At 66.5% G+C, this 23,784-nt stretch carries 18 protein-coding genes; 7 read left to right on the top strand and 11 right to left on the bottom strand.

Translation table 11 applies throughout. From position 1 onward, the window contains the following. Nucleotides 1-20: 20 nt before the first annotated feature. Both RZV17_RS00995 and RZV17_RS00990 read right to left on the bottom strand, forming a co-directional pair. Nucleotides 21-938, bottom strand: a complete 918-nt coding sequence (locus RZV17_RS00995) for an AEC family transporter (RefSeq protein WP_047695559.1) — start codon at nucleotides 936-938, stop codon at nucleotides 21-23. Between the two features lie 597 nt (nucleotides 939-1,535). Next, nucleotides 1,536-2,171 (bottom strand): M48 family metallopeptidase, encoded by a 636-nt coding sequence (locus RZV17_RS00990; protein ID WP_179453360.1) that lies wholly within the window; start codon nucleotides 2,169-2,171, stop codon nucleotides 1,536-1,538. A gap of 195 nt (nucleotides 2,172-2,366) precedes the next feature. Between RZV17_RS00990 and RZV17_RS00985 the strand changes: the two genes are divergently transcribed. The 3 genes from RZV17_RS00985 to RZV17_RS00975 all read left to right on the top strand — a co-directional run bounded on the left by RZV17_RS00985 (nucleotide 2,367) and on the right by RZV17_RS00975 (nucleotide 8,015). Next, on the top strand, nucleotides 2,367-6,074 hold the full coding sequence (locus tag RZV17_RS00985) for an indolepyruvate ferredoxin oxidoreductase family protein (RefSeq protein WP_355606455.1): 3,708 nt from the start codon (nucleotides 2,367-2,369) through the stop codon (nucleotides 6,072-6,074). Nucleotides 6,075-6,204: 130 nt separating this feature from the next. Next, a complete protein-coding gene (locus tag RZV17_RS00980) occupies nucleotides 6,205-6,741 on the top strand; it encodes a helix-turn-helix transcriptional regulator (protein ID WP_355606452.1) in 537 nt (178 codons plus the stop codon). After that, nucleotides 6,738-8,015 (top strand): type II toxin-antitoxin system HipA family toxin, encoded by a 1,278-nt coding sequence (locus RZV17_RS00975; protein WP_166751626.1) that lies wholly within the window; start codon nucleotides 6,738-6,740, stop codon nucleotides 8,013-8,015. Before RZV17_RS00980 ends, RZV17_RS00975 begins: the two co-directional genes overlap by 4 nt. A gap of 51 nt (nucleotides 8,016-8,066) precedes the next feature. Here the strand turns inward: RZV17_RS00975 and RZV17_RS00970 are convergent, their stop codons facing one another. Genes RZV17_RS00970 through egtB form a run of 3 tightly spaced genes read right to left on the bottom strand, consistent with a single transcriptional unit; the run spans nucleotide 8,067 to nucleotide 10,618 of the window. After that, nucleotides 8,067-8,336 carry a DUF3253 domain-containing protein gene (locus tag RZV17_RS00970; protein WP_355606448.1) on the bottom strand — a complete coding sequence of 90 codons (270 nt, stop codon included), beginning with the start codon at nucleotides 8,334-8,336 and terminating at the stop codon, nucleotides 8,067-8,069. A 15-nt stretch (nucleotides 8,337-8,351) separates the two neighbouring features. Next, the gene (egtD, locus tag RZV17_RS00965; RefSeq protein ID WP_355606445.1) at nucleotides 8,352-9,338 is read right to left on the bottom strand and encodes an L-histidine N(alpha)-methyltransferase; all 987 of its coding nucleotides are present in this window, start codon (nucleotides 9,336-9,338) and stop codon (nucleotides 8,352-8,354) included. Then, entirely contained in the window at nucleotides 9,335-10,618 is a 1,284-nt protein-coding gene (gene egtB / locus RZV17_RS00960) for an ergothioneine biosynthesis protein EgtB (protein WP_355606442.1), read from the bottom strand. Before egtB ends, egtD begins: the two co-directional genes overlap by 4 nt. 71 nt (nucleotides 10,619-10,689) lie before the next feature. On the opposite strand from egtB, the gene RZV17_RS00955 reads away from it, so the two are divergent. Beyond that, the gene (locus tag RZV17_RS00955; protein ID WP_355606439.1) at nucleotides 10,690-11,871 is read left to right on the top strand and encodes an aminotransferase class V-fold PLP-dependent enzyme; all 1,182 of its coding nucleotides are present in this window, start codon (nucleotides 10,690-10,692) and stop codon (nucleotides 11,869-11,871) included. A 119-nt stretch (nucleotides 11,872-11,990) separates the two neighbouring features. On the opposite strand, the gene RZV17_RS00950 is transcribed toward RZV17_RS00955, so the two are convergent. From RZV17_RS00950 to RZV17_RS00935, 4 genes are all read right to left on the bottom strand, one after another. Next, nucleotides 11,991-13,460 (bottom strand): glycine betaine ABC transporter substrate-binding protein, encoded by a 1,470-nt coding sequence (locus RZV17_RS00950; RefSeq protein ID WP_355606437.1) that lies wholly within the window; start codon nucleotides 13,458-13,460, stop codon nucleotides 11,991-11,993. Then, nucleotides 13,457-14,194, bottom strand: a complete 738-nt coding sequence (locus RZV17_RS00945) for an ATP-binding cassette domain-containing protein (RefSeq protein WP_355606434.1) — start codon at nucleotides 14,192-14,194, stop codon at nucleotides 13,457-13,459. The genes RZV17_RS00950 and RZV17_RS00945 overlap by 4 nt, the downstream gene beginning before the upstream one ends. A 48-nt stretch (nucleotides 14,195-14,242) precedes the next feature. Next, entirely contained in the window at nucleotides 14,243-14,575 is a 333-nt protein-coding gene (locus tag RZV17_RS00940) for an EF-hand domain-containing protein (RefSeq protein ID WP_166743796.1), read from the bottom strand. Nucleotides 14,576-14,642: 67 nt separating this feature from the next. Beyond that, on the bottom strand, nucleotides 14,643-15,848 hold the full coding sequence (locus RZV17_RS00935; protein WP_166751857.1) for a fatty acid desaturase: 1,206 nt from the start codon (nucleotides 15,846-15,848) through the stop codon (nucleotides 14,643-14,645). 149 nt (nucleotides 15,849-15,997) lie between these two features. On the opposite strand from RZV17_RS00935, the gene RZV17_RS00930 reads away from it, so the two are divergent. The 3 genes from RZV17_RS00930 (at nucleotide 15,998) to RZV17_RS00920 (ending at nucleotide 19,742) form a co-directional block, all read left to right on the top strand. Beyond that, nucleotides 15,998-16,834 carry an ABC transporter ATP-binding protein gene (locus RZV17_RS00930; RefSeq protein ID WP_047695925.1) on the top strand — a complete coding sequence of 279 codons (837 nt, stop codon included), beginning with the start codon at nucleotides 15,998-16,000 and terminating at the stop codon, nucleotides 16,832-16,834. Between the two features lie 407 nt (nucleotides 16,835-17,241). Beyond that, complete coding sequence (locus tag RZV17_RS00925; protein WP_047695922.1) at nucleotides 17,242-18,252, top strand: TIGR00266 family protein; 1,011 nt, start codon at nucleotides 17,242-17,244, stop codon at nucleotides 18,250-18,252. Nucleotides 18,253-18,704: 452 nt separating this feature from the next. Then, the gene (locus tag RZV17_RS00920) at nucleotides 18,705-19,742 is read left to right on the top strand and encodes a patatin-like phospholipase family protein (protein ID WP_355606429.1); all 1,038 of its coding nucleotides are present in this window, start codon (nucleotides 18,705-18,707) and stop codon (nucleotides 19,740-19,742) included. Nucleotides 19,743-20,524: 782 nt separating this feature from the next. Here the strand turns inward: RZV17_RS00920 and RZV17_RS00915 are convergent. Together RZV17_RS00915 and RZV17_RS00910 are read right to left on the bottom strand one after the other, a co-directional pair. After that, a complete protein-coding gene (locus tag RZV17_RS00915; protein ID WP_047695028.1) occupies nucleotides 20,525-22,726 on the bottom strand; it encodes a TonB-dependent siderophore receptor in 2,202 nt (733 codons plus the stop codon). A gap of 527 nt (nucleotides 22,727-23,253) precedes the next feature. After that, entirely contained in the window at nucleotides 23,254-23,736 is a 483-nt protein-coding gene (locus RZV17_RS00910; protein WP_039566292.1) for an Lrp/AsnC family transcriptional regulator, read from the bottom strand. Nucleotides 23,737-23,784 lie beyond the last annotated feature (48 nt).

Here is a 23,784-nt window from a genome sequence, read left to right as displayed (position 1 = left end):
TTCATAAGGGTTGAACCGCATCAAGCCACCAGCTGCGCCAGCAACCAGGCCCACGCGGGCAGCGTAAGCAACGACAGCAGGATGCTGTAGCCCACCATCGCCGCCGCCAGCCTGGGGGCCAGGCGATGCGAGATGGCCAACGCGGCGGCGGTGATCATGGTGGGCATGGCCGATTCGAGCACATTGGTCTGCAGCAGCAGGCCGCGCAGGCCCAGCGCCCAGGACAACGGCAGCGCCAGGACCGGCATCACCGCCAGCTTGAACACCAGGCCGACCGCCAGTGGCTTGAGTTCGTCGGCAGGCAGACGCAACTGCAGCGAGAAGCCGACCGCCAGCATGACCAGCGGCAGCATGGCATCGGCCAGGCTCTTGAGCCCGGAGCCGATCCAGGCCGGCGGCTGCTCGGGCATCAACGTCAGCGCGAACAGCAGCGCCCACAGCGGCGGGAACTTCAGCACCCGGGTCAGGATGGTCCTGGCGGTCGGCGGGGTGTCGCCGCTGTAGCGCGCCAGCACGTACAGCCCGAAGGTGGACAGCAGCACGAAGGTGCCGAACTGGTCGTAGACCACCGCATACGGCAAGGCCTGATCGCCAAGCAATGCGCGCACCATCGGAAACCCGATGAAACTGGAATTGGTGAACACCACGCACATCAGCAACGCGGCGTAGTCGGCACGGCCCAGTCGCAGCAGGCGGCTGCAAGCCCACAGCAGCGGCACGATGATCGCGGTGAGCAGCCACGGCGTGGCGATCACCCCGCCCAGCGAGGCGTCCAGGTGCAGGCGCGGCACGTAGGTCAGCACCGAGGCGGGCAGGCAGATGTACAACACAACGCGATTGAGCACGTCGGCGCTGTTGTCGGGCAGCACCCGCAGACGGGCGAACAGCAAGCCAAGGCCCAGCATCGCCAGGATCAACGCAAAGGCATCCACCGCCATGCAGGGTCAGGTCCAATGGAAACAGAGGCACAGGATCGCATGACGCAGCGCGGGCGTCGGCAGAACGCTGGCGTGGGGCGCGCTGACGCGAGGCGCGGCACGCAATTCGGTCATCTGGTCTATCCCGAAGTCGGCATCCCGCATGAGCCCTGACGTGACGTACTTGCGGCGTGTCCCGCGAGGCGGGCGGGCAAGGGAAGTGCAGCAATGCCGCAGCGTCGAGGGCGCGGTGCCCTCACCGCTCGCGGGACACGCCGCAAGTACGTCCCTGTAGTCTCGGTGGCGGCATCCATGCCGCCACACGGTCCCGCAATCGGCGAGGACACCACGCCAGACAGTTGGCTGGTGGTTTTGTTGAAGAGCAAAGACACCGCATCGCCAACTTTCCAGTCGCTATTGAGATCCTTGCAGACCGACCATCTCGACTGGCCCTTGCCCGCCCACCGTCGCGGGACCTTGAGCGGCATGGATGCCGCGCCAGAGCTCACATGGACGTACTTGCAGCGTGTCCCGCGATGGTGCGCGGGCAAGGGCCCTGCAGCAAATCGGCCCGGTGCACGGCCCGCTGCGCGGCACTCCCGCAGCGGCGCGAAGCGCTTACGGGAACGCGGGCGGGTTGGCCTGCCAGGCCGCGAAGACCTCGGCCAGGGTGGCGCGCTCTGCCTCGCGCCAGTCCGGCAGCAGGCTGGCGTAGCTGGCGGTACTGCTCCAGCGATCGGGCCAGGTGCGCACGGCGGCGGCATACCACTCGGTAGCCTCCTGCTTGCGCCCGGCGCGCCACAGGGCCAGCGCGGCCGTCACGGGCAGCCACTCCGGCGTGGCCGGGCGGCCATTGGCCAGGTTGGCCCACTGCTGCAGCGCCTTGTCGGGCTTGTCGGCGCGCAGCAGGTCCCAGCCGTAATTCCAGGTAATCGCGCGGTATTGCTGGCTGCCGTTGGACACCAGTGCCAGCGCGCCCTGGTATAGCTCATCACCCAGTTGCGTGCGCCCGCCCGCATAGGCCAGCGAGGCCAGCTGGGCGCGCGGTTCGGCCGCGCGTGCGTCACGTTGCACCATTGCGGCCAGGCGGTCGACCACGGCATCGCCCTGCCCCTGCACCGCGACCACCGCCTTGGTGGTGCTGCGGTCTTCGTCGAAATAGAACTCCTTGGGCTTGGGCAGGCTCTGTGCCTGCGCCAACGACCACACGCCCCCGAGCAGGGCCAAGGCGGCCCATGCGTATTTCCTTTTCACTGTGTTTTCCCCTGACAGCAAACGACCCCTTCCCGTCCCCATCCTAACCGCAGCGCGACGGCTGCGCATCCGCATGCGGACGGGCGCGTGAAAGCTGACTGTTACACTTTGCGCCGCCGTTTTGGAATCCGTCGGGCGGATCATCTGGTTTCAGATGACCTGCACCGGGTCCCAGCCACCCTTTCCGGGCACGCCATGACCAGTACCGCTGCACTTTCTTCTCCCGACTCTGCCAATACGCCGGAGCTCGGCCGGGTGGATGCGGACTACACGCTGGACCACAAATACACGCGCACCGACGGGCGCATCTATCTGTCCGGCGTGCAGGCGCTGGTGCGGCTGCCGTTGCTGCAGCGCCTGCGCGACGAGGCTGCCGGCCTGGACACCGCCGGCTTCATCAGCGGCTACCGCGGCAGCCCCTTGGGCGGGCTGGACCTGGAGCTGTGGCGCGCGCGCAAGCATCTGGACGCGGCCCGGGTGACCTTCACCCCCGGCCTGAACGAGGACCTGGCCGCCACCATGGTGTGGGGCACCCAGCAGACCAACCTGTTCCCCGGCGCCAAGGTGCAGGGCGTCTACGGCATGTGGTACGGCAAGGGCCCGGGCGTGGACCGCAGCGGCGACGTGTTCAAGCACGGCAATGCCGCCGGCACCTCGCCCTTTGGCGGCGTGCTGGCGCTGGCCGCCGACGACCACGCCTGCCGCAGCTCGACCCTGCCGCATGGCTCGGAAGACGAGTTCGTCAGCGCGATGATGCCCATCCTCAACCCGGCCGGGGTGCAGGACATCCTGGACATGGGTCTGCTGGGCTGGGCGATGAGCCGCTACACCGGGCGCTGGATCGGCTTCAAGACGATTGCCGAAACGGTGGAATCGTCCGCCTCGGTGGACGTGGCCCCATTCGCACGCACGATCGTGCTGCCGGAGGACTTTGCGCTGCCGCCGGGCGGGTTGAGCATCCGCTGGCCGGACCCGCCGGTGGATCAGGAAATGCGCCTGCACCGCTATGCGGTGGCCGCGGCGCAGGCCTTTGCGCGGGCCAACCGGATCGACCGCATCGTGCTGGATTCGCCACGCGCGCGGCTGGGTATCGTCACCACCGGCAAGAGCTACCTGGACGTGCTGCAGGCGCTGGAATACCTGGGCCTGGATGCGCAGGCCTGCGCGCAGATCGGCATCCGCGTGTACAAGGTCGGCATGACCTGGCCGCTGGAGCCGGTGGGCATCAGCGCGTTTGCGCGCGGGCTCGAAGACATCGTGGTGGTGGAAGAGAAAAAGGCCTTCATCGAGCGCCAGATGAAGGAGCTGTTCTACAACTGGCCGGCCAGTGCAGGGGCGCGGCCGAGCATCGTCGGCAAGTACGACGAGCAGGGCGCGTGGATCCTGCCGTCCACCGGCGAGTTGACCCCGGCCACGATTGCCGCGGTGATCGGCAGACGTATCCAGCGGTTCGGCTTGCCGTCGAGCACATTCGCCGACGCGATCGAACAGCGGCTGCGCTGGATGGAGACCAAGGAAGCGGAGATGGCCTTGCCGCGCGCGCAGTTCCCGCGCGTGCCGCATTACTGCTCCGGCTGCCCGCACAACACCTCCACGGTGGTGCCGGAAGGCTCGCGCGCGCTCGGCGGCATCGGTTGCCATTACATGGTGACGTGGATGAATCGTGCCACCGACACCTTCACCCACATGGGCGGCGAAGGCGTGACCTGGTCGGGGCAGGCGCCGTTCACCGACACGCCGCACGTGTTCCAGAACCTGGGCGATGGCACGTATTTCCACAGCGGCTCGCTGGCGATCAGGCAGTCGGTGGCCACCGGCGTCAACATCACCTACAAGATCCTCTACAACGACGCGGTGGCCATGACCGGTGGCCAGCCGGTGGACGGCACGCTCACCGTGCCGGACATCGCGCATCAGCTGCGCGCCGAAGGCATCCACGAGATCGCCATCGTCAGCGACGATATCGGCAAGTGGACGCGGCGGCGCGATCTGTTTCCTGCCGAGGTCGCGTTTCACGATCGTGGCGAACTGGATGCGGTGCAGCAGCATCTGCGCACGGTCAAGGGTGTGTCGATCCTGATCTTCGACCAGACCTGCGCCACCGAAAAACGCCGCCGCCGCAAGCGCGGCAAGCTGATCGACCCGCCCAAGCGCGTCATGATCAATTCGCTGGTGTGCGAAGGCTGCGGCGATTGTGGCGAGAAGAGTTTTTGCGTGTCGGTGCTGCCGAAGGACACCGAATTCGGGCGCAAGCGCGAGATCGACCAGTCCAACTGCAACAAGGACTATTCCTGCGTGTCGGGCTTTTGCCCGAGCTTTGTCACCGTGCATGGCGGTGCGCCGCGCAAGGGCAAACAGCGCGATGCCAGCGCGCTGCTGGACAGCCTGCCCTCGCCACCACAACGCACCACGCTGGAGCGGCCCTGGAACATCCTGATCACCGGCGTCGGTGGCACCGGGGTGGTCACCATCGGCGCACTGCTGGGCATGGCCGGGCATCTGGAAGGCAAGGGCGCCACCGTGCTGGACCAGACCGGCCTGGCGCAAAAGGGCGGCGCGGTCACCACGCATATCCGCATTGCACGCACCCCCGCCGACATCCATGCCGTGCGTATCGCTGCGGGCGAAGCCGACCTGGTGCTGGGCTGCGACATGGTGGTGGTCAACGATTATTGGGCGCTGTCCAAGGTGCGCGATGGGCGCACCCAGGTGGTGCTCAACACCTACGAAGCGATGCCGGGCAGCTTCACCACGCAGCCGGATCTGCAATTTCCGGCCGCCGAGATCATCGCCGGCGTGCGCACTGCGCTTGGCGGGCAGGAGCCGTTGTTGCTGGATGCCACGCAACTGGCCACTGCGCTGCTGGGCGATGCGATCGCCAGCAACCTGTTCGTGCTGGGCTACGCGTGGCAACACGGGCTGGTGCCGTTGTCGCATGCGGCGCTGATGCGCGCGATCGAACTCAATGGCGCGGCCGTTGCGATGAACCAGCAGGCCTTTGCGTGGGGCCGGCTGGCGGCGGTGGATCTGCCGGCCGTGCGTCGTGCAGCAGGCCTGGGCACCACGGACGCACCTGCGCACCTGCACGGCGACACGCCGGCCGCACGCGCACCGGGCAGTTGGGAAGAACACGATCTCAGCGGTGCCAGCGCACCGCGTGCACTGGCGCAGACCGATGGCAGCACGCTGCATGGCGGTGCCGATGCACCGGCACATCCGCTCGATGACGAGCAGCTGGCGCAATCGCTGGACGAGGCCATCGCGCGCCGCGTCGCATTCCTCACCGACTATCAGGACGCTGCCTATGCACAGCGCTATCGCACGTTGGTGGAGCGCGTGCGCACGCACGAAACCCAACGTGCGCCGGGCAGCAGCGCCTTGACCGAAGCGGTGGCGCGCTACGCATTCAAGCTGATGGCCTACAAGGACGAGTACGAAGTGGCGCGACTGTACACGCGCGGCGATTTCCAGCGCCGGCTGCAACAGCAGTTCGAAGGCGACTACACGCTGCGCTTTCACCTGGCGCCGCCGTTGCTGGCCAAGAAGGATGCCAACGGAAACCTGCTCAAGCGCGAATACGGGCCATGGATGTTCACCGCCTTCAAGCTGCTGGCACGATTGAAGTTCCTGCGTGGCGGCAAGTTCGACGTGTTCGGCTACAGCGAAGAACGACGTGGCGAGCGTCGGCTGATTGCCGATTACAGCGCAACCATCGACATGCTGCTGGAGCGGCTGGATGCCGATAACGTCGGTCTTGCAGCGCAGATCGCCAGCATTCCAGAACACATTCGCGGCTATGGCCACGTCAAGCATGCGCACCTGCAGGAAGCCAAGGCGCGTGAAGCCGCGCTGCTGGCGCAGTGGCGTAATCCTAAGGTGTTACATGTGGTGCAGGCGGCTTGATATCACCGAACGATGACATTTCTCCTATGTCACCGTTCGGTGACTCCAAGCAGGCGCCGTCTGATTTCAGCTTAAATGTAAGCGATCGCCGACATTGCGTCAGTGTCGTCGATCGCTTACATTTGTCTTCATGGAGACCGTGCGCACCCCTTCCGATATAGGCAACGTCGTTCGCGCAAGGCGCAAGTACCTTGGCTGGGATCAGGCTCGCCTTGCCAGGGAGATCGGTGTGAGCCGACAGTGGATCGTCGACATCGAGAAGGGCAAGCCGCGCGCCGAGCTGCAATTGATCCTAAGGGCGCTGCGCGTTCTGGGATTGCAGCTAGCGCTGAGCCCGGACTCCGTTCAGGCGCAGGAGCGCGAGATGCTCAATCCCATCCCCGCCGCATCGATCAATCTTGATGCAATCCTTGAACGTAACCGCGGCAACCTGCCGTCAGGCACCGGCATTTCTCATCCATCGAACAGCGCCACTCCCAGGTCGTTCTCAGCCCTGTCGCAACAAGCATTCAAAACCTCGTACTCGACTATCGATACATTCCAGAAGCGGCATCCTGCACACGGGGTCTTGAAAAAGCAGTTTTCGGTGCTCGATGAACCGAAGGTCGGTAATACGGCAAAAAAATCCGCCATCACGTCCGCCTCGAAGAAGAAGGACGATCAATGAGGCTATTGACGTTGATTGGAGACCAAGTGATCGGTCATCTGAGCTCCGACGCGCATGGCCGCCCGCTATTTGCCTACACACGCGATTGGCAACAATCGAAGAACGCGCTACCGCTTTCATTGAATCTTCCCCTCAGCCGGGAAGATCACCCAACTGCGGCCGTTGGTGCGGTGTTGTGGGGCTTGCTGCCTGACAACGAAACTACATTGCAAAGCTGGGCATCCAGATTTCAGGTTTCGCCGCGCAACCCACTCGCCCTGTTGTCGCACGTCGGTGAGGACTGTGCCGGCGCGGTGCAATTCATAACCGAAGACCGGCTCGAGGACGTGCTGTCCGGCGCCAGCGATAGCATCGAAGTTCTGACGGATGCCGAACTGGAAACGCGCCTGCGCAGACTGCGTCGCGACGTTGGCGCAGCACGTCAGGTCGATGACGTCGGTCAGTTCAGCCTGGCCGGCGCGCAGGCGAAGATTGCCTTGCTGCACGATGGTCGGCAGTGGGCCATCCCGGCCGGACGCATCCCGACCACACACATCCTCAAACCGCCTAGCGGCGAATACGACGGGTTCGTCGAGAACGAACTGTTCTGCCTACGCTTGGCGCGCAGCATCGGGCTACCGACTGCGGCCTGCCAGGCGCTGCGCTTCGGCGAGGAGACCGCCATTTGCGTCGAGCGCTACGACCGTCTCCATATCGAAGGAACACTGCTGCGCATCCACCAGGAAGATATCTGCCAGGCGCTGGGAGTGATGCCGCACATCAAGTATCAGAACCAGGGCGGCCCTGGAGTGGAGGCGATGTCGCAGCTATTGTGGACGCACTCATCGCAACCGCGGCAAGACGTCGAAACCTTGTTCCAGGCCCTGGTCTTCAATTACCTGATCGGCGGCACCGATGCGCATGCGAAAAACTATTCACTGCTGCTCGGCGAGGGTAGGCAGGTTCGCCTGGCGCCGCTATACGACATTTCCAGCGCTCTGCCGTATCCCCAGCTGCAGCGACGTCGGATCAAACTGGCAATGAAGATGGGCAGCCATTATCGCTGGTGGGACATCCGTCCAAGCGACTGGATACAGGTCGCCAGCACATTGCGCCTGGATGCATCTGATTGCCTTGCATGGATGCGCGGGGCCGTTAGCGACATGCCCGATCGAGCGCAAGAACTCCTTGCCTCGCTTGCGCGAGAAGACGTCACGCACCCGATCCTGGATGCTCTGGTGGAGGAAATCGCCAACGCATGCAGCCGTATGCGCAAGCTGTTGCAGCAGGACTAATTGGTTTAATACCGTTACACACGGCAGCTGGCGCATCCAATCAATGGGACCTCATTCAAATTGCAGCCCGCGCATCAAGCGGATCGGCCCGCGTACGCCGGGCAGCTGCACGGTTCTGCCTTGCTGGGTGACACGGACGACGCCGGCCTCTGCGGCCGCCGCCGCTACCGCGCGCACCTGCGGCATCAGGGTGCGCCACACAGACGCATCATCGCTCAGTGCGCGCGCAACCTCTGATGGGCAGATCGATTGCTCGGGCTGCCGTTGCGTGAGCAAGTGCCGAATCAGCGCGGCAATCTGTGCGTCATCGGGCGGTTGCACGCCTGCACCGCGTCATTACAGGGGACGCAGCAGGCGCAGGCCGAACCAGTCCTTGGCGTCGTTCCAGCCGTGCGTGACCTTGAGCCCCGCCGCGGCGGCCAGCTCGGCAAAGCGCGCGTCGGTGTATTTGTAGCTGTATTCGACCTGCATCGCCTCGCCCTCGGCAAACGCGATGTCCTGGCCGCCGACCTGCACGCGTTGCGCGCGTTGGCTGATCAGGAAGGTTTCGATGCGGCCGCGCTCGCGCGCATACACCGCATGGTGGCGAAAGCCGCCCAGATCGAAGTCGCTGCCGATCTCGCGGTTGAGGCGCGCCAGCAGGTTCAAGGTGAATTCGGCGGTGACCCCGGCCGCATCGTTGTAGGCGGCTTCGATCAGGCTGGCGTCCTTGTCCAGGTCGATGCCGATCAGTGCGCAGCCGTCGCTGCCCATGGTCTGGCGCATGGCATCCATCAACGCAACCGCCGCAGTGTCGGTGAAATTGCCCAGCGTCGAGCCGGGGAAGAACACCACGTGGCGACGCGCCGGGCGCTGTGCGTCAGGCAGACGCAGCGGCTTGGTGAAGTCGGTGCAGACCGGCAGCATCTGGATCTGTGGAAACTGCTGGGCCAGCCGCGCGGTGCTGTCCAGCAGCGCGGTGCGCGAGATTTCCAGCGGCGTGTAGGCCACCACATCGCGCAGGCCCTGCAGCAGCAGCTCGGTCTTGCGCCCGCTACCACTGCCGTATTCCACCACATGCACACCGGGGCCGATTGCCTGCGCGATCGAGGCCATGCTGGCCTCCAGCAGGCCCAGCTCGGTGCTGGTGAGGTAATACTCCGGCTGCCGGGTGATGGCTTCGAACAGCTCCGACCCGCGGGCGTCGTAAAAATACTTCGACGGCAGCGTCTTGGGCGTCTGCGACAGACCGGCCAGGGCATCGGCAGTGATGTCGTCCGGCTGCGGGCGCAGATCGGTCAGCGCGGCATGGGCGCGTTGCATGGCATGGGCGGCGGCGTTCAAGGCAGATCCTTGGCAAGGCGCACGCCGGCAAATTGCCAGCGCGCATCGGAGGGGAAGAAGTTGCGGTAACTGGCGCGCATATGGCTTGCCGGCGTGGCACAACTGCCGCCGCGCAACACCCATTGGGCGTTCATGAACTTGCCGTTGTATTCGCCCAGCGAACCAGGCCACGGCGCAAAGCCCGGATACGGCAGATACGCGCTGCCGGTCCATTCCCAGACATCGCCGAACAGTTGCTGCAACCCGGTATCCACGGCTTCGGCGCCCCGTGGGTGCAGCGCATCACCGTCGACAAAATTGCCCTGCACCGGCACGCCGGTCGCGGCCTGTTCCCATTCGGCTTCGGTGGGAAGGCGCGCGCCGGCCCAGCGCGCGAAGGCATCGGCTTCGAACAGGCTCAGATGACAGACCGGCGCATGCGGATCGCGCACGCGCCAGCCATCCAGGGTGAACTCGCGCCCGTCCGCGTCCCAGTACAGCGGGTGCTGCCAGCCTTGCGCCTGCACCATGGCCCAGCCATCGCTGAGCCATGCGCCGGCACTGCGGTAGCCACCGGCGTCGATGAATTCCTGGAATTCGGCGTTGGTCACGACCCGATGCGCCAGCGCATGCGCGCCCACCAGCACGCGGTGACGCGGCGATTCGTTGTCGTAGGCAAAGCTGTCGCAGTGCGGCCATGCGGCAGCGCCGATCTCGATGATCTGCTCGTCGCGCGCGTGCCAGCGCAGCGCACTGGCAATGGCGGCAGGCGGTGCCGGCGCATTGCGGTAGGCCGGCTGCAGCGGGTTGCTCCAGAGCGCGTGCTTGATGTCGGTCAGCAGCAATTCCTGATGCTGCTGCTCGTGCTGGATGCCCAACTGCACGATGGTGCAGGCCTGCGCGTCCAGCCGTCCCTCCTGCAGGCGTTGCTGCATGTGCCCGTCGACGGCCGCACGGTAGTCGCGCACCTGCTGCAGCGACGGGCGTGACAACACGCCGCGACGCGCGCGCACGTGCATCGGGCCAACGCTCTGGTAGTAGCTGTTGAACAGGAAATCCCATGCCGGGTCGAACACGCGATACGCCGGGTCGGCCTGCAGCACGAAGCGTTCGAAGAACCAGGTGGTATGGGCCAGATGCCATTTGCTGGGGCTGGCATCGGGCATGCTCTGCACCATCGCATCTTCGGCGCTCAACGGTGCGGCAAGGCGATCGCTCAACGCGCGAGTCTGCGCATAGCGTTCCAGCAGGGACAACTGCTGTTGCTGGCGATCGACCAGCAGGGGTGAGGTTGCAGACATCGCCGTATGCTTGGTCAGCGCCCGTGAACGCGCCGTGTCGGCGGCATGGCAGCCAGCGGTAAGCTGTTGGCATGCCGACGTCTTCGCTGTCCAGTTCGTTCCCCGCCCCCTTCGATTGGGCGCACCGCCAACAGGCGTTTGCGCTGCCCGATGAGGTCATCTATCTGGACGCTGCCTCTCGCGGGCCACTGCTGCGTGCGGTGCAGGGCATTGCCCATGAGGCCGTCGAGGCGATGGCCACGCCGTGGCGGTTGCCGTTTGATACGTGGGTGCGGGACATCGAGCAGCTGCGTGGGTTGGCTGCGCAAGTGTTCGATGGCGATGCCGACGCGGTGGCGATGCTGCCATCGGCCGCGCATGGGCTGGCAACGGCCGCACGCAATCTGCCGTTGCAGCGCGGTGAAGCGGTGCTGGTGCTGGACGGGCAGTTTCCGTCCAACCTGCTGATCTGGCAGCGGCGGTGCAGCGAGGTCGGTGCGCACCTCGTGGCGGTGCCGACCAACAGCGGCGCCGACCTGAGCGAGGCGGTGCTGCAGACCATCGAGCGCACACCGGCGCTGCGCATCGCGAGCCTGCCGCATGCGTACTGGCTGGACGGACGGCAACTGGACCTGGACCGCATCAGCGCGGCGGTGCATGCACGCGGTGCGGCGCTGGTGCTGGACGTCAGCCAGAGCCTGGGCGTGTTGCCGACCGATCTGCCGCGCTGGCGGCCGGCGTTCGTGGTCAGCGTCGGCCACAAGTGGCTGCTGGGGCCGATGGGTCTGGCGTGGCTGTGGGTGGCAGCGCCGTGGCGCGTCGATGGGGTGCCGATCGAGGAGCACTGGATCGGCCGCGATGCCGGCAGCAGTTGGGAATTCCCCATCGCGCAGGCACCGCACTACCGCGAGGGAGCACGTCGCTTCGATGCCGGCGGGGTGGCCGACCCGTTGAGGATCGCGATGGCCACCGCCGCCTTGCAGCAAGTGCTTGCCTGGCAACCTGCGCGAATCGCCGCGGCGCTTGGCGCGCTCACCGCGCAGTGGGACGCGGCCCTGCAGGCACGCGGTCTGGGCAGCTGGTCCACGCCCGCGCATGCGCCGCACCTGACCGCCCTGCAGCCGCCGGCACACCGGCTGGAGGCCGTGGCAACGACCGTTGGCGAACGCGGGGCGATCTGCACGCAGCGGCACGGACGCCTGCGTATCGCACCGCACCTGAGCGTCACCGGTGAGGCGCTGTCAGGTCTCATCGCAGCGCTGCCAGAGGCATGAAGCCGCGCCTGTAGGAGCGGACCCGGCCGCGACGGGCGTTACCGAGCGTTGTCAGGCATTAACGGGATAAAGCCGTGTATCGGTAACGCCCCGTCGCGGCCGGGTCCGCTCCTACACGTTCAGGCACGGCTGATGCGCAAACCACGCGGGGTGACCCAGCGTTCCAGCCCCTCGAACAGCGCCTGCACGATCAGCGCAAGCACCGCCGCAGGGATCGCGCCTTCCAGAATCAGGCCGATGTCGTCCAGACGGATGCCGGTGAGGATCGGCTGGCCATAGCCACCGGCACCGATCAAGGCACCCAGCGTGGCGGTGCCCACGTTGATCACCGCGGCGGTCTGGATGCCGGCCACGATCGTGCGGCGCGCCAGCGGCAACTCCACCCGCCACAGGCGCGTCCACGCAGGCACGCCGATCGCTTCGGCGGTCTGGCGCAGCTCGCGTGGGATCGAGGTCAGCCCGGCGTAGGTGTTGCGCACGATCGGCAGCAGGCTATACAGAAACAACGCCGCAATCGCCGGTTTCGCGCCGATGCCGAACAGCGGGATCATGAACACGAACACGGCCAATGACGGCAGCGTCTGCAGCACGCCGGTCAACGACAGCACCCACTGGCCCAGACGCGGCCGCCGTGCGGCCAGCACGCCCAGCGGCAAGGCGATCAGCAGCGCCAAGCCCAGCGAAACGCCGACCAATGCCAGATGGTCGCGCGTGTGACGCAACAATCGACTGAAACGCGAATCGGCTTGCGTGGCCGGCGCCACGCCCAGCCACTGCGCCGCAACCGCCGCCTCGCCTTGGCGCTCCAGCTTCACCTGTGCGTTGAGCCGCTGCATGGTGGCTTCGTCGATACGCCCCTGCAGGCCCTGCAGCGCCTTGAGCATTGCCGGTGCGCGCTGTGCCAGATCCTTGCGATACAGAAAGACCGCCTGGTACTCCGGGAAGTAATGGCGGTCGTCGCGCAGCACCTGCAGCCGGTAATACGGAATCTCCGCATCGGTGCTGTACAGATCGGTGACCTCGATCGCTGCGCTCTGCAGTGCGCGATAAGCCAGATCGTGATCCAGCCCGGTGGCGGTCTGCGGCAAGGCGTACGCCGCACGCACGCCGGGCCAGCCGTCGGCGCGCTGCATGAATTCGTTGCTCAGGCCGATCTTCAGGGCTGGATGACGGGCCAGATCGGACAAGGTGGCGATGCCCAGCGCGCGTGCCCGCTCGCGCTGCATGCCGAATGCATAGTTGTTCTCGAAACCCAGCGATTGCGTCATCGCCAGGCCACGTGCATCCAGCGCCGCACGCAGTTCGGCCTGGCTGGCGGTGGGCAGCTGCAGCAGTTCCTGCGCCAGGGTGCCGGTGTATTCGGCGTAGACGTCGATCTGCCCGGTTTCCAGCGCGCGCCACAGGATGCGGGTGCCACCGAGCTGGGCGCGGTGCTGCACGTCCACGCCAGCGCGCTTGCCGGCAGCGGTGGCGATCTCGCCCAGGATCACCGCCTCGGTGAAATTCTTCGAGCCCACCGTCACCCCGGCGGCCGACGCGCCGCTGCTGCAGATCAGCAACATCACCATGGCAAGCACGCGCGCGATCATGCCGCGTCGCCGATGCTGCGCTGCGCGCTGAGAAAGCGCTGCACGAACGGCTCGGCCGGCTGCGCGAGCAAGGCCTGCGCACTGCCCTGCTGCACCACGCGGCCGGCGCGCATCAGCACCAACGTGTCTGCCAGATACGCGGCTTCGGCGACGTCGTGGGTGACCAGCACCACGGTCTTGCCAAGCTGGGCGAATAGTTCGCGCATCTGCGCCTGCAGGTCGTACCGCACGATGGGGTCCAGGGCGCCCAGCGGCTCGTCCAGCAGCAGCGCCGGCGGGTCCAGCATCAGGGCACGGATCAGGCCAACGCGTTGCCGCTGACCACCGGAGAGTTCGGCCGGGTAGCGTGCCAGCAATGCCGGCGGCAGCTGGCAGAGCGTGCACAGACTCTCCAGCCGCGCCTGGATGCGCTCGCGCGGCCAGCCCAGGGTCCGTGCCAGCAACACCACATTGCTGCGCGCGTCCATGTGCGGAAACAGGCCACCTTCCTGGATGACATAACCGATACGCTGGCGCTGCGCCTGCAGGCCGGCACGCGCCAGCGGCGTTCCATCGAAGGTGACGCTGCCGCTGTCGGGCCATTCCAGCCCGACCAGCATGCGCAGGACGGTGGACTTGCCGGCGCCGCTCGGCCCGATCAACGCCGTGGTCGCACCGCGTGCAACAGTCAGCGTGACGTTGTCGAGCGCAATGGACTGGCCGTAATGCCGGCTGACCTGATCGAGAGTGAACATGCGCTCGAGCTTGCCCAAGCCGACGTCAGCCGGGCGCGAAGGTAGGCATCAGCGGGGCGGCGCCAGCAGCTCGCGTGCGCTCAGATAGCCGTCGCCATTGGCATCCTGCCGCGCAAATCGCTCGATCAGGCTGGCGCGGTGCGCCGTGCGGGTAATCGGCTTGCCGCGGCGGCCGGGCAACTCTTCGCCCTGCAGCACGCCGTCGTGATCGGCATCGCGCTGATCGAAGGCGTAACTCATCCAGGCTACATATTCATCGCGGCTGACCCGGCCATCGCCATCGCTGTCCATGCGCTTGAGATATTCCTGGCTGTCCTGCACCTGGGCATGCGCTGCGGGCACCCACGCCAGTACAAGGCAGGCCAGTACAACGCAGGCCATCGGCAGCGCAGGCGGCGCCAGACGATGCAACGCACGCGCACTCACGGCAATACGCGTGACGCCGGGCTTACGGCCCACTCAGCGCATAACCCTTGAGCCGCGCCGCATAGGCTTGCAGCGCTGCATTGCCACTGGCTTCGGCCTCGTGGCACCACTGCTGCAACTGCTTCAGGCGCTCGGATGCATCGTGGCTGCGGGCCTCCAGCACCGCACTGAGCCGTGCGCGGTACTCGACCAGGGTGCGCATGCGCGGGCGTTGTGCCACCCAGGCCTGCAATTGCGCGCGCGCGTCCGGCTTGAGCCAGCGCCCGTCATCGACCAGGCCCTTGCGCAAGCGTCGCGGCAACAGCTCGCGCAGCTTGGCGCCGGTGGCGGCGGCCTCCTCGCGCAACGCCGGCTTGAGCACATTGCGCTGGTAGTCGGTCATGGCCTGGAAGCGATGCGACAACAGCGCCTTGAGCGTATCGGCATCGGGCACGGCGATATTGGGGCGGATATCCAGCGACGGCGCCACGCGCAACACCTTGGCCAGCCCCACGGCCTGCAATCCACGGATGGCGATCCAGCCGATATCCAGTTCCCAACGCCGCATCGAAAAGCGCGCCGAACTCGGGAAGGCATGGTGGTTGTTGTGCAGTTCTTCGCCACCGATCCACAACGCCCACGGGGTGAGGTTGGTGGAGGTGTCGGCGGATTCGAAATTGCGATAGCCCCACCAATGGCCCAGGCCGTTGACCACCCCGGCGGCCCAGAACGGAATCCACGCCATCTGGATCGCCCACAGCGCGATGCCCGGCAGACCGAACAGCACCGTGTTGAGCACCAGCAAGGCGACCGGGCCGGCATTGGCATGCGGGGTGTACAGGTGCCGCTCGATCCAGTCGGTGGGTGCGCCCTTGCCGTACTGCTCGATGTCGGCACGCTGCGCGCGCGCCTCGCGGTATAGCTCCACGCCGCGCCAGAACACCTGCGAGATGCCCTTGGTCTGCGGGCTGTGCGGGTCTTCTTCGGTCTCCACCTTGGCGTGATGCTTGCGATGGATCGCCACCCACTCGCGGGTGATCATCGAGGTGGTGAGCCAGGTCCAGAAGCGGAAGAAATGCGCCACCACCGGATGGAAATCCACGCCGCGGTGGGCCTGGCTGCGATGCAGGTACAAGGTCACCGAGAAGATGGTGAGCTGGGTGAACACCAGCAGCACTGCGAGCATGCCCCACACGCCCAGCCCGGCCACGCCGGCGGTCAGGAAGTCGATGATCGGGTCGGACAACATCGGCAGGTCCACGGCGGCGCATCTCGTTGGTCGATGCAGACATGATGGGGGCGATCGCGGCAAACTTCACCCTTCGCAAGCGTAGGGTCACCCCTACATTCCTAAAGCGGTTCACACGTCTGTCTTCCCTACTGCCTGATGCCTTCCGTATGACTGTTGTTACCGATGTTGCCGCTGCACCCGCCGACGCGCCGGCGTTGATCGAACTCGACCAGGCGAGTGTGATGCGCGGCCAGGTTCGCGTGTTGCATGCATTGCAATTGCGCATCGCGCTGGGCCAGCACACCGCCATCCTGGGACCCAACGGCTGCGGCAAATCGTCCTTCATCAAACTCATCACCCGCGAGCTGTATCCGCTGGCACGCGGCGACGGACAGGCCTCGGTCAAGGTGCTGGGGCAGACGCGCTGGCAGGTGGACCGGTTGCGCTCGCAGCTGGGCATCGTCACCAGCGATCTGAGCGTCAACCTGGCCGACATGCCGGGGCTGGATGTGGAGAGCGCGGTGCTGTCCGGATTCTTCGCCAGCTATGTGGTGCCACCGCATCGGGAGATCGACGACGGCATGCGCGCCCGTGCCCGCGAAGCACTGGCGTTGGCGCAGGCGTTGCCGTTGCTGGACCGCCCGTTTGCCGAGCTGTCGGCCGGCGAAACCCGCCGGGTGCTGATCGCACGCGCCCTGGTCAACCGCCCGCGCGCCCTGTTGCTGGACGAGCCCTCCACCGGCCTGGATCTGGTGGCGCGCCAGCACCTGCTGGACACGATGCGTCATCTCGCCCGCCAGGGCATCACCCTGGTGCTGGTGACCCACCACATCGAAGAGATCGTGCCGGAGATCGCGCGGGTGATCCTGTTGCGCGCGGGCAAGGTGGTGGCCGACGGCGCGCGCGATGCCGTGCTGACCGATGCCAGCCTGTCGGCGGTATTCGATGGCCCGGTACGCGTGCATCGCGATGGCGAGCGCTATTGGGCGAGCGTTGGGGAGTGAGAGCTGCAGGGTGATCCTGCGCGCCTGCCTGTCAGACGCAATCGGGCACCGATGCGGATCTGCGGTGTGTGCGTAGCCACGCATGTGCGGCGTGGATAGCCGACGCGGCTGCAATCCGCGCTTTTTCCGATGGCTACGGTGGCTTGCCAGGTTGCAAGCGCGTGAACGTGTCTTGCTGCGATGTCGGTCCGTGCTGGCGCGCGCTGGTCCTTGGCTCGCATCGCACCGTCGCACGCCGATGCGCGTGTGTGTGGCGCGGATGTGCTGCATGCCCTGCGATGCACGGTGCTGCGCGTGGGACGCCCCGCCACCGTGCCCACCTGCACCCAGCGCATGACCTTGGACACGGGACGCCGCCGCTGCGGTTGCGCTTAGACTCGCCGCACCTACAGACAGGAGTCGTCCCGATGGCCCAGTGGTATTTCCATGTTCCCGGACAGGCCGAACGCATCGGCCCGCTCGACGCTGCCAATGCCCGCGTATACGCGCAGCGCCAACCCGACGCACTGGCCTGGCGCGATGGGCTCGATGGCTGGACTCCGGCCCGTCAGCTGGCCGAACTGCAGGGCGGCGGCAGTGCGCCGCCACCGCTGACCGGCGCGGCCGGCCGCGCCGATGAGATCGACTACCGCATCGTCGGCAACGACATGCAGTTCGTCGAAGTGGAACTGGACCCGGGCGAGAGCGCCATCGCCGAGGCCGGTGCGCTGATGTACAAGGACTCGGCAGTGCAGATGGACACCGTGTTCGGCGACGGCTCGCATGCCGGCCAGAGCGGCGGTGGCGGGCTGATGGGCAAGCTGCTGTCGGCCGGCAAGCGCGTGGTCACCGGCGAGAGCATGTTCACCACCGTGTTCACCCACGCCGGCAGCGGCAAGGCCAAGGTCGCATTCGCCGCGCCCTACCCGGGCACGGTACTGGCGCTGCGCTTGTCCGAGCATGGCGGCCAGCTGATCTGCCAGAAAGACAGCTTCCTGGCCGGCGCGCGCGGCGTGTCGCTGGGCATCGCCTTCCAGCGCAAGATCCTCACCGGCCTGTTCGGCGGCGAGGGTTTTATCATGCAAAAGCTCGAAGGCGACGGCTGGGTGTTCGTGCATGCCGGCGGCACGGTTGTCGAACGTGAGCTTGGCCCTGGCGAGCGTATCGACGTGGACACCGGCTGCGTGGTGGCCTATCACGCCGGCGTGGACATGGACGTGCGCCGCGTGGCCGGGTTGAAGAGCATGTTCTTCGGTGGCGAAGGCGTGTTCCTGGCCACCCTCACCGGCCCGGGCAAGGTCTGGCTGCAATCGCTGCCGTTCTCGCGCATGGCTGGCCGCATGCTGCAGGCCGCTCCGCAAGCCGGCGGCCAGCAACGCGGCGAAGGCTCGGTGCTGGGCGGATTGGGCCGGCTGCTGGATGGGGATAACCGGTTCTGAGTGGGTGCTGCGGCGGGTTGGCGTGGTGGTGATTTAGCGAGTGAGGGTGCGGGGCGAAGCAATCGTCGTGTCACTTCTCAAGGCGCGTGGCGACGCGTTTGTCACTCCAGGCCCTGGCAGGTGCCTGAGGCGCACCCTCATCCGCCCCCGCGGGGCACCTTCTCCCCCATGACGGGGGACAATGTCCCGGCGGGAGAAGGGAATCAAAGCCCCTCTCCTGCGGGAGAGGGGTTGGGGTGAGGGTACGGGGCGAAGCCACTCTTCGGAATGGATGCATGACACTTCGCGCGTACCCTCATCCGCCCCTACGGGGCACCTTCTCCCGGTGGGAGAAGGGAATGCAAGGCCTGCAGATGATGCCGTTTTGAATTAGCTCCACCCTCGCCAATCACTGCAGCAGCAGTGGCAGCGCGCGTGTATTCTCCCTCGCCTTTCCCATCGACGTTTTCGCCATGACTGCGCTTCGCCGCCCCCGCTCGCTTGCCCTGTTGTCCCTGCTCGGTCTGCTCTCGGCCTGCGGTGGCGAGCCACGCCCGGCCCTGCCCGCGCCGGTGGTGCAGCCGCCGTCGGCGACGGCAGCCAAGCCGGTCAAGATCGGGATCGCGCTTGGCGGTGGCGCCGTCAAGGGCTTTGCGCATATCGGCGTGATCAAGATGCTCGAAGCCAACGGGTTTGCCCCGGTGGTGGTGTCCGGCACCAGTGCCGGCAGCGTGGTCGGCGCGCTGTATGCCAGCGGCATGACGGCCTTCGACATGCAGGAAAAGGCGGTGGCGCTGGACCAGACCAGCATCCGCGACGTGCGGCTGTTTTCCGGCGGCCTGGTACAGGGCCAGAAGCTGCAGGACTACGTCAACGACCAGTTGGGCGGCAAGCCGATCGAAAAGTTACGCAAGCCGTTTGCCGCCGTCGCCACGCGCCTGGAAGATGGCGAGCGCACCGTGTTCGTGCGCGGCAATGCCGGCCAGGCGGTGCGGGCGTCCAGCAGTATTCCCGGCGTGTTCGAGCCGGTGACCATCGGGCAGTCCCACTTTGTCGATGGCGGCGTGGTGAGCCCGGTGCCGGTGGATGCCGCACGCCAGCTCGGCGCGGAGTTCGTGGTGGCGGTGGATATCTCCAGCAAGGCCAGCGGCAAGAATCCGGGCGACCTGCTGGGCACGGTGAACCAGTCCATCTCGATCATGGGCCAGCGCCTGGGCGAGGCCGAACTCAAGCGCGCGGACGTGGTGGTGCGCCCCAAGGTCAACGATATCGGCTCGGCCAATTTCAACCAGCGCAGCGCTGCGATCCTGGAAGGCGAACGCGCCGCCATGGCGGTGATGCCGCAGATTCGCGCCAAGATTGCGCAGCTGCAGGCCGCGCGCAGCAGTGCCACGCGCACGGCGGCCGATCAGGCCAGGGCAGCAAGGCAGCAGGCCTACGAGCGCTGCCTGGAACAACGCTCGCGCTGGGAAAAACTACGCGGCAAGGACGAGGCCTGCGTGGCACCGTGACGCGGCCGCGCTGAGCTGGATGGGATCGGCTGCCGGAAGCGGCTGTTGCCAGGGCACGCGAGTGCGCGAGGAGTTGCCGGTGATGCCCGTCGCGCGCTGAGAGTCGCGTGTAGCTGCGGAGTGTGGGGCTGCTGGATGTCTTGGGCGCTCGGGGGCCAGGCGTCATCGGGACGGCATCGCGGCCTGGGCCGCTCCTACAACGGCGTATACGCAGGCCTCGTGGTTACGGCGCGCTTGCGCGCCAGGGAACGTCACTGGTGGTGCCCAGTCGAGGGAACGTGACTGGTGATTCCCGCCGCGCGTAAACGCGCTCCTCCGTGCAGATTAGCGTGCTTGAGGCGGACCGCGGGCCTGAGTGATGTCGTGGGCGCTCGAGGGCCAGGCGTTATCGGGACGGCATCGCGGCCTGGGCCGCTCCTACAACGGCGTATGCGCAGGCCTCGCGGTTACGGCGCGCTTGCGCGCCAGGGAACATCACCGGTGCTGCCAGTCGAGGGAACGTGACTGGTGATGTCCCGCCGCGCGTGAACGCGCTCCTCCGCGCAGATTGCGTGCTTGAGGCGGACCGGGGGCCTGAGTGATGTCGTGGGCGCTCGAGGGCCAGGCGTTATCGGGACGGCATCGCGGCCGGGGCCGCTCCTACAACGGCCTGGTCACTGCACTGCTTTGGTAGGAGCGGGCCTGGTCGCGCTGCCGTCCCGATGACCGCGACGCGCGCATCGCACGGCGTGCGCGCCACCCGGCCCCCGTATCTCACTCAGGCTCATGCATCGCCATCGACCTCAATACCGCCAACGCAATGACACGCTGACGAACCGCGGCTCGCCGTAGTTCTGATAATCCAGATTCGCCCAGTAGGTCTTGTCGAAGGCGTTGCGCACCGCCAGCGTGGCGGTCCATTGATCGCTGATGCGGTAGTTGGCGTTGAAATGCACCAGCGCGTAGGGGTTCTGCACCACGGTGACCGGCGTGGTGGCGCCGCTGCCGTCGCCGATGGGGCGTTCGATATTGAAGCCGCGCACCGCGCTCTGCCAGCTGATGCCACCGCCGATGCTCAGGCGGTCCCAGGCGCCGGGCAGGCGCACCTGGGTGGACAGCTGCAGATAATCCTCCGGCAGATTGGCGTAGATCGCATCGGTCGGCGCCCGCGTGACCTTGACGTGCGTGTAGCCGCCGTTGACCGTCCAGCCCGGCAGAATCTCACCGTTGAAATCCACTTCCCAGCCACGGCTCTTGGTGCCGTCCACGCCGATGAAGGCAGAGGTGCCATCGGGCAATGCGCCTTCCGGTTGGGTCATGTCGCGCACCGCGAAATTGTCCTGCTTGGCTTCGAACACGGCGGCGGTGGCCATCGCGCGGCCGTCGAGCAATTGCGCCTTGATGCCGGCTTCCAGATTGGAGCCTTCCACCGGCGCGAGCAGGTTGTTGTCCTTGTCGCGGTAGTTCTGCGGATTGAAGATCTCGGTGTAGCTGGCGTAGACCGAGACGTCGGGCACGATGTCGTAGACCAGCCCCACATACGGGGTGACTTCGTCGCTCACCTTGTAGCGGCCGCTGGTGCCGGTATAGCTGCCACTGGCGCTGAAGGCCTGGGTGCGGGTCTGCCAGGTGCTCAGGCGTGCGCCGGCGATCAGCGACAGCGGCTCGGCCAGACGGAAGCGGGTGGAGGCGTACACGCCACGTTGCGTGGTGCGTGCTTCATTGCGCCGGCCGTTGCGCGCGTAGGTCACCTCGGAAATGTCGCCGTTCCAGTTGCGAATGTCCGGAATGAAATAGCAGCGCTCGCGCGCCCCGGTCGGGCTGATGCAGGTGGCCCAGTCATCCGGATAGGTCTGCACGGTGGGATATGCGGTGGACTGCAGATCCTGCCAGCTGCCGCCGACGACCACATCGTGCTGGCGGCCAAACAGCGAAAACCCGCCCGACAGGTACACGTCCACGCTGTCGCGGACATCCTCGGTTTCGCCGGCCGCTGTGCGCAGGAAAATGCCGCTGCCATCGGCCGCCGGATAGCCGGTGCCGTAGACGCGCATGTTCTGCACCTGCCCCTTGGTATGGGCGTAGTTGACGCGCAGCAGCCAGTCCTCGCCAAAGCGCTGTTCCAGGTTGGCGAAGGCGGTGCTGGTTTCGCGCTGCCAGCGCGTCCACTCCGGTGCCATGTTGGTGGAGCGCGGCAGATTGGCCAACGATCCGTCGGCGGCGAAGAATGGCACCGTGCCCCAGGTCGAGCCGACCGGGCTGTTGTCCTGGCGCTGGTAGCCCACGGTGAGCGTGGTGCTGTCGGTCAGGTCGCCCTCCAGCACCGCCATGCCCGACATCTTGTTGTCGTGGTAGCGGTCGTAGTAGTAATCGCGGTCCTGCCAGGCGGCCACCACACGGCTGCGAAAACGCCCGTCTTCGGTCAGCGGTGCATTGACGTCGGCCTGCATGCGGCGGAAATCCCAGGTGCCCGCGCTCACCGCAAACGACGCATCGAAGTCCTTGCCCGGGCGCTTGCGCAGCAGGTTCACCGTGGCCGAAGGAATGCCCGCGCCGGTGAGCAGGCCATTGGCGCCGCGGATCACTTCGATGCGGTCGTAGAAGACCGTGTCGTATTCCTGATTGGTCGCCCCGCTATAGGTCGGCAGGCCGTCGACCTGAAAATCGGTGATCTGGAAGCCGCGCGCAAAGTACAGCGGGCGCTGGGTGTCGTAGAACGACACGTTGACGCCCGTAACGTTACGCATCACATCGTCGATGCTGAACAGCGATTCGTCTTCCAGCCGCTGCAACCCGATCACGCTCACCGACTGCGGGGTTTCCTGCAGCGTGAGCGGCAGGCGCGTGGTGGTGGCCGGTTGCGCGCGGCTCACCGTGCCGTTGACGTTGACCTGGTCGAGCGTCTTGGCATCGGCCAGGTCGGCCGCGTGCACCGGGGCCGGCAAGCTCAGCGCGCACAGCAGGGCGACAGACAGCGTGGTCAGGGAATGGGGCAATGCAGGCATCGGTCTCTCATCGATCGTGGGCGCACGCCGTGGCGTGGCAGCAGGGAGGCAGTCATGTGTCAGCGTCCTGCTCAGGCGATGGCTGGCTGGCCTGGCAAAGGCTGGCGGATCGACGAGAGGACATGGCCGGACCGGCCAGACGTTACGCAAATGTAAATCGTTATCGTTTGTGCGACAAGTGTGGCGCGGTTGGGGTCGCTTGGTCGTGGCGAGCCGTCACGTCGATGGCTCGGCAACGCGCGTCGTGCATCAACACGACACGCCGCGGCGTGGTGAAGACGGCGACGCACCGGCCAGGTCACGGGCGCCGTCGGTGGCTGCGCGCGTGTCGGTGGCAGCGCGCGTGCTGGTAACACGCTCACGCTGCCGGAAGATGCCGCCATGGGCGACACCGGTGGTATGGATGACGACGAAGGACGGCTCCCCATCGCAGCCACGCACGCGCGCGAACGTGGCCAGCGCGGCGCGCAGCACTTTGGGAACAACGTGGAGGGCCCGCCAGCCACCTGCCCATGCAGCGCGCCCGCTCAGCCCAGATGCGACAGCGGCAGCCCTTCCGGCGCCTTGACCGTGCGCAGCACGAAACTGGAGTTGACGTCCGACACGCCGGTGGCATTGAGCAGGCGATCCAGCAGGAACCGCGAAAAATGCTCCAGGTCGCGTACCTGCACCTGCAGCAGATAATCCATGTCGCCGGTCAGGGCCCAGCACGCCACCACCTCGTCCCAACCGCGCACCCCATCGGCGAACCGGTCGATATCGGCCTGGCCATGCTGTTCCAGCTGCACCCGCACGAAGGCCTGCAGGCCCAGCCCCAGCGCGCGGGCATCCAGCCGCGCACCGTAGCCGGCGATGATGCCGGCGGCCTCCAGTCGCTGCGTGCGGCGTAGGCAGGCCGAGGCCGACAGGTTCACCTGCATGGCGAGCTCGGCATTGCTGGTACGCCCCTGCGTCTGCAATAGGGCAAGCAACCGCAGATCGGTGCGGTCCAGGGCGATTGGCTGATCCATATGTTGCGCAGCAGCAGATTCAGACGCACGAATCTTGCGCGCAACCGG

Origin of the sequence: Xanthomonas cannabis (assembly GCF_040616535.1) — a bacterium.
In the GTDB taxonomy this organism is placed as follows: domain Bacteria; phylum Pseudomonadota; class Gammaproteobacteria; order Xanthomonadales; family Xanthomonadaceae; genus Xanthomonas; species Xanthomonas cannabis.
Note: the sequence above shows the minus strand (reverse complement) of the source record. Positions and strands in the feature narration are given on the sequence as shown.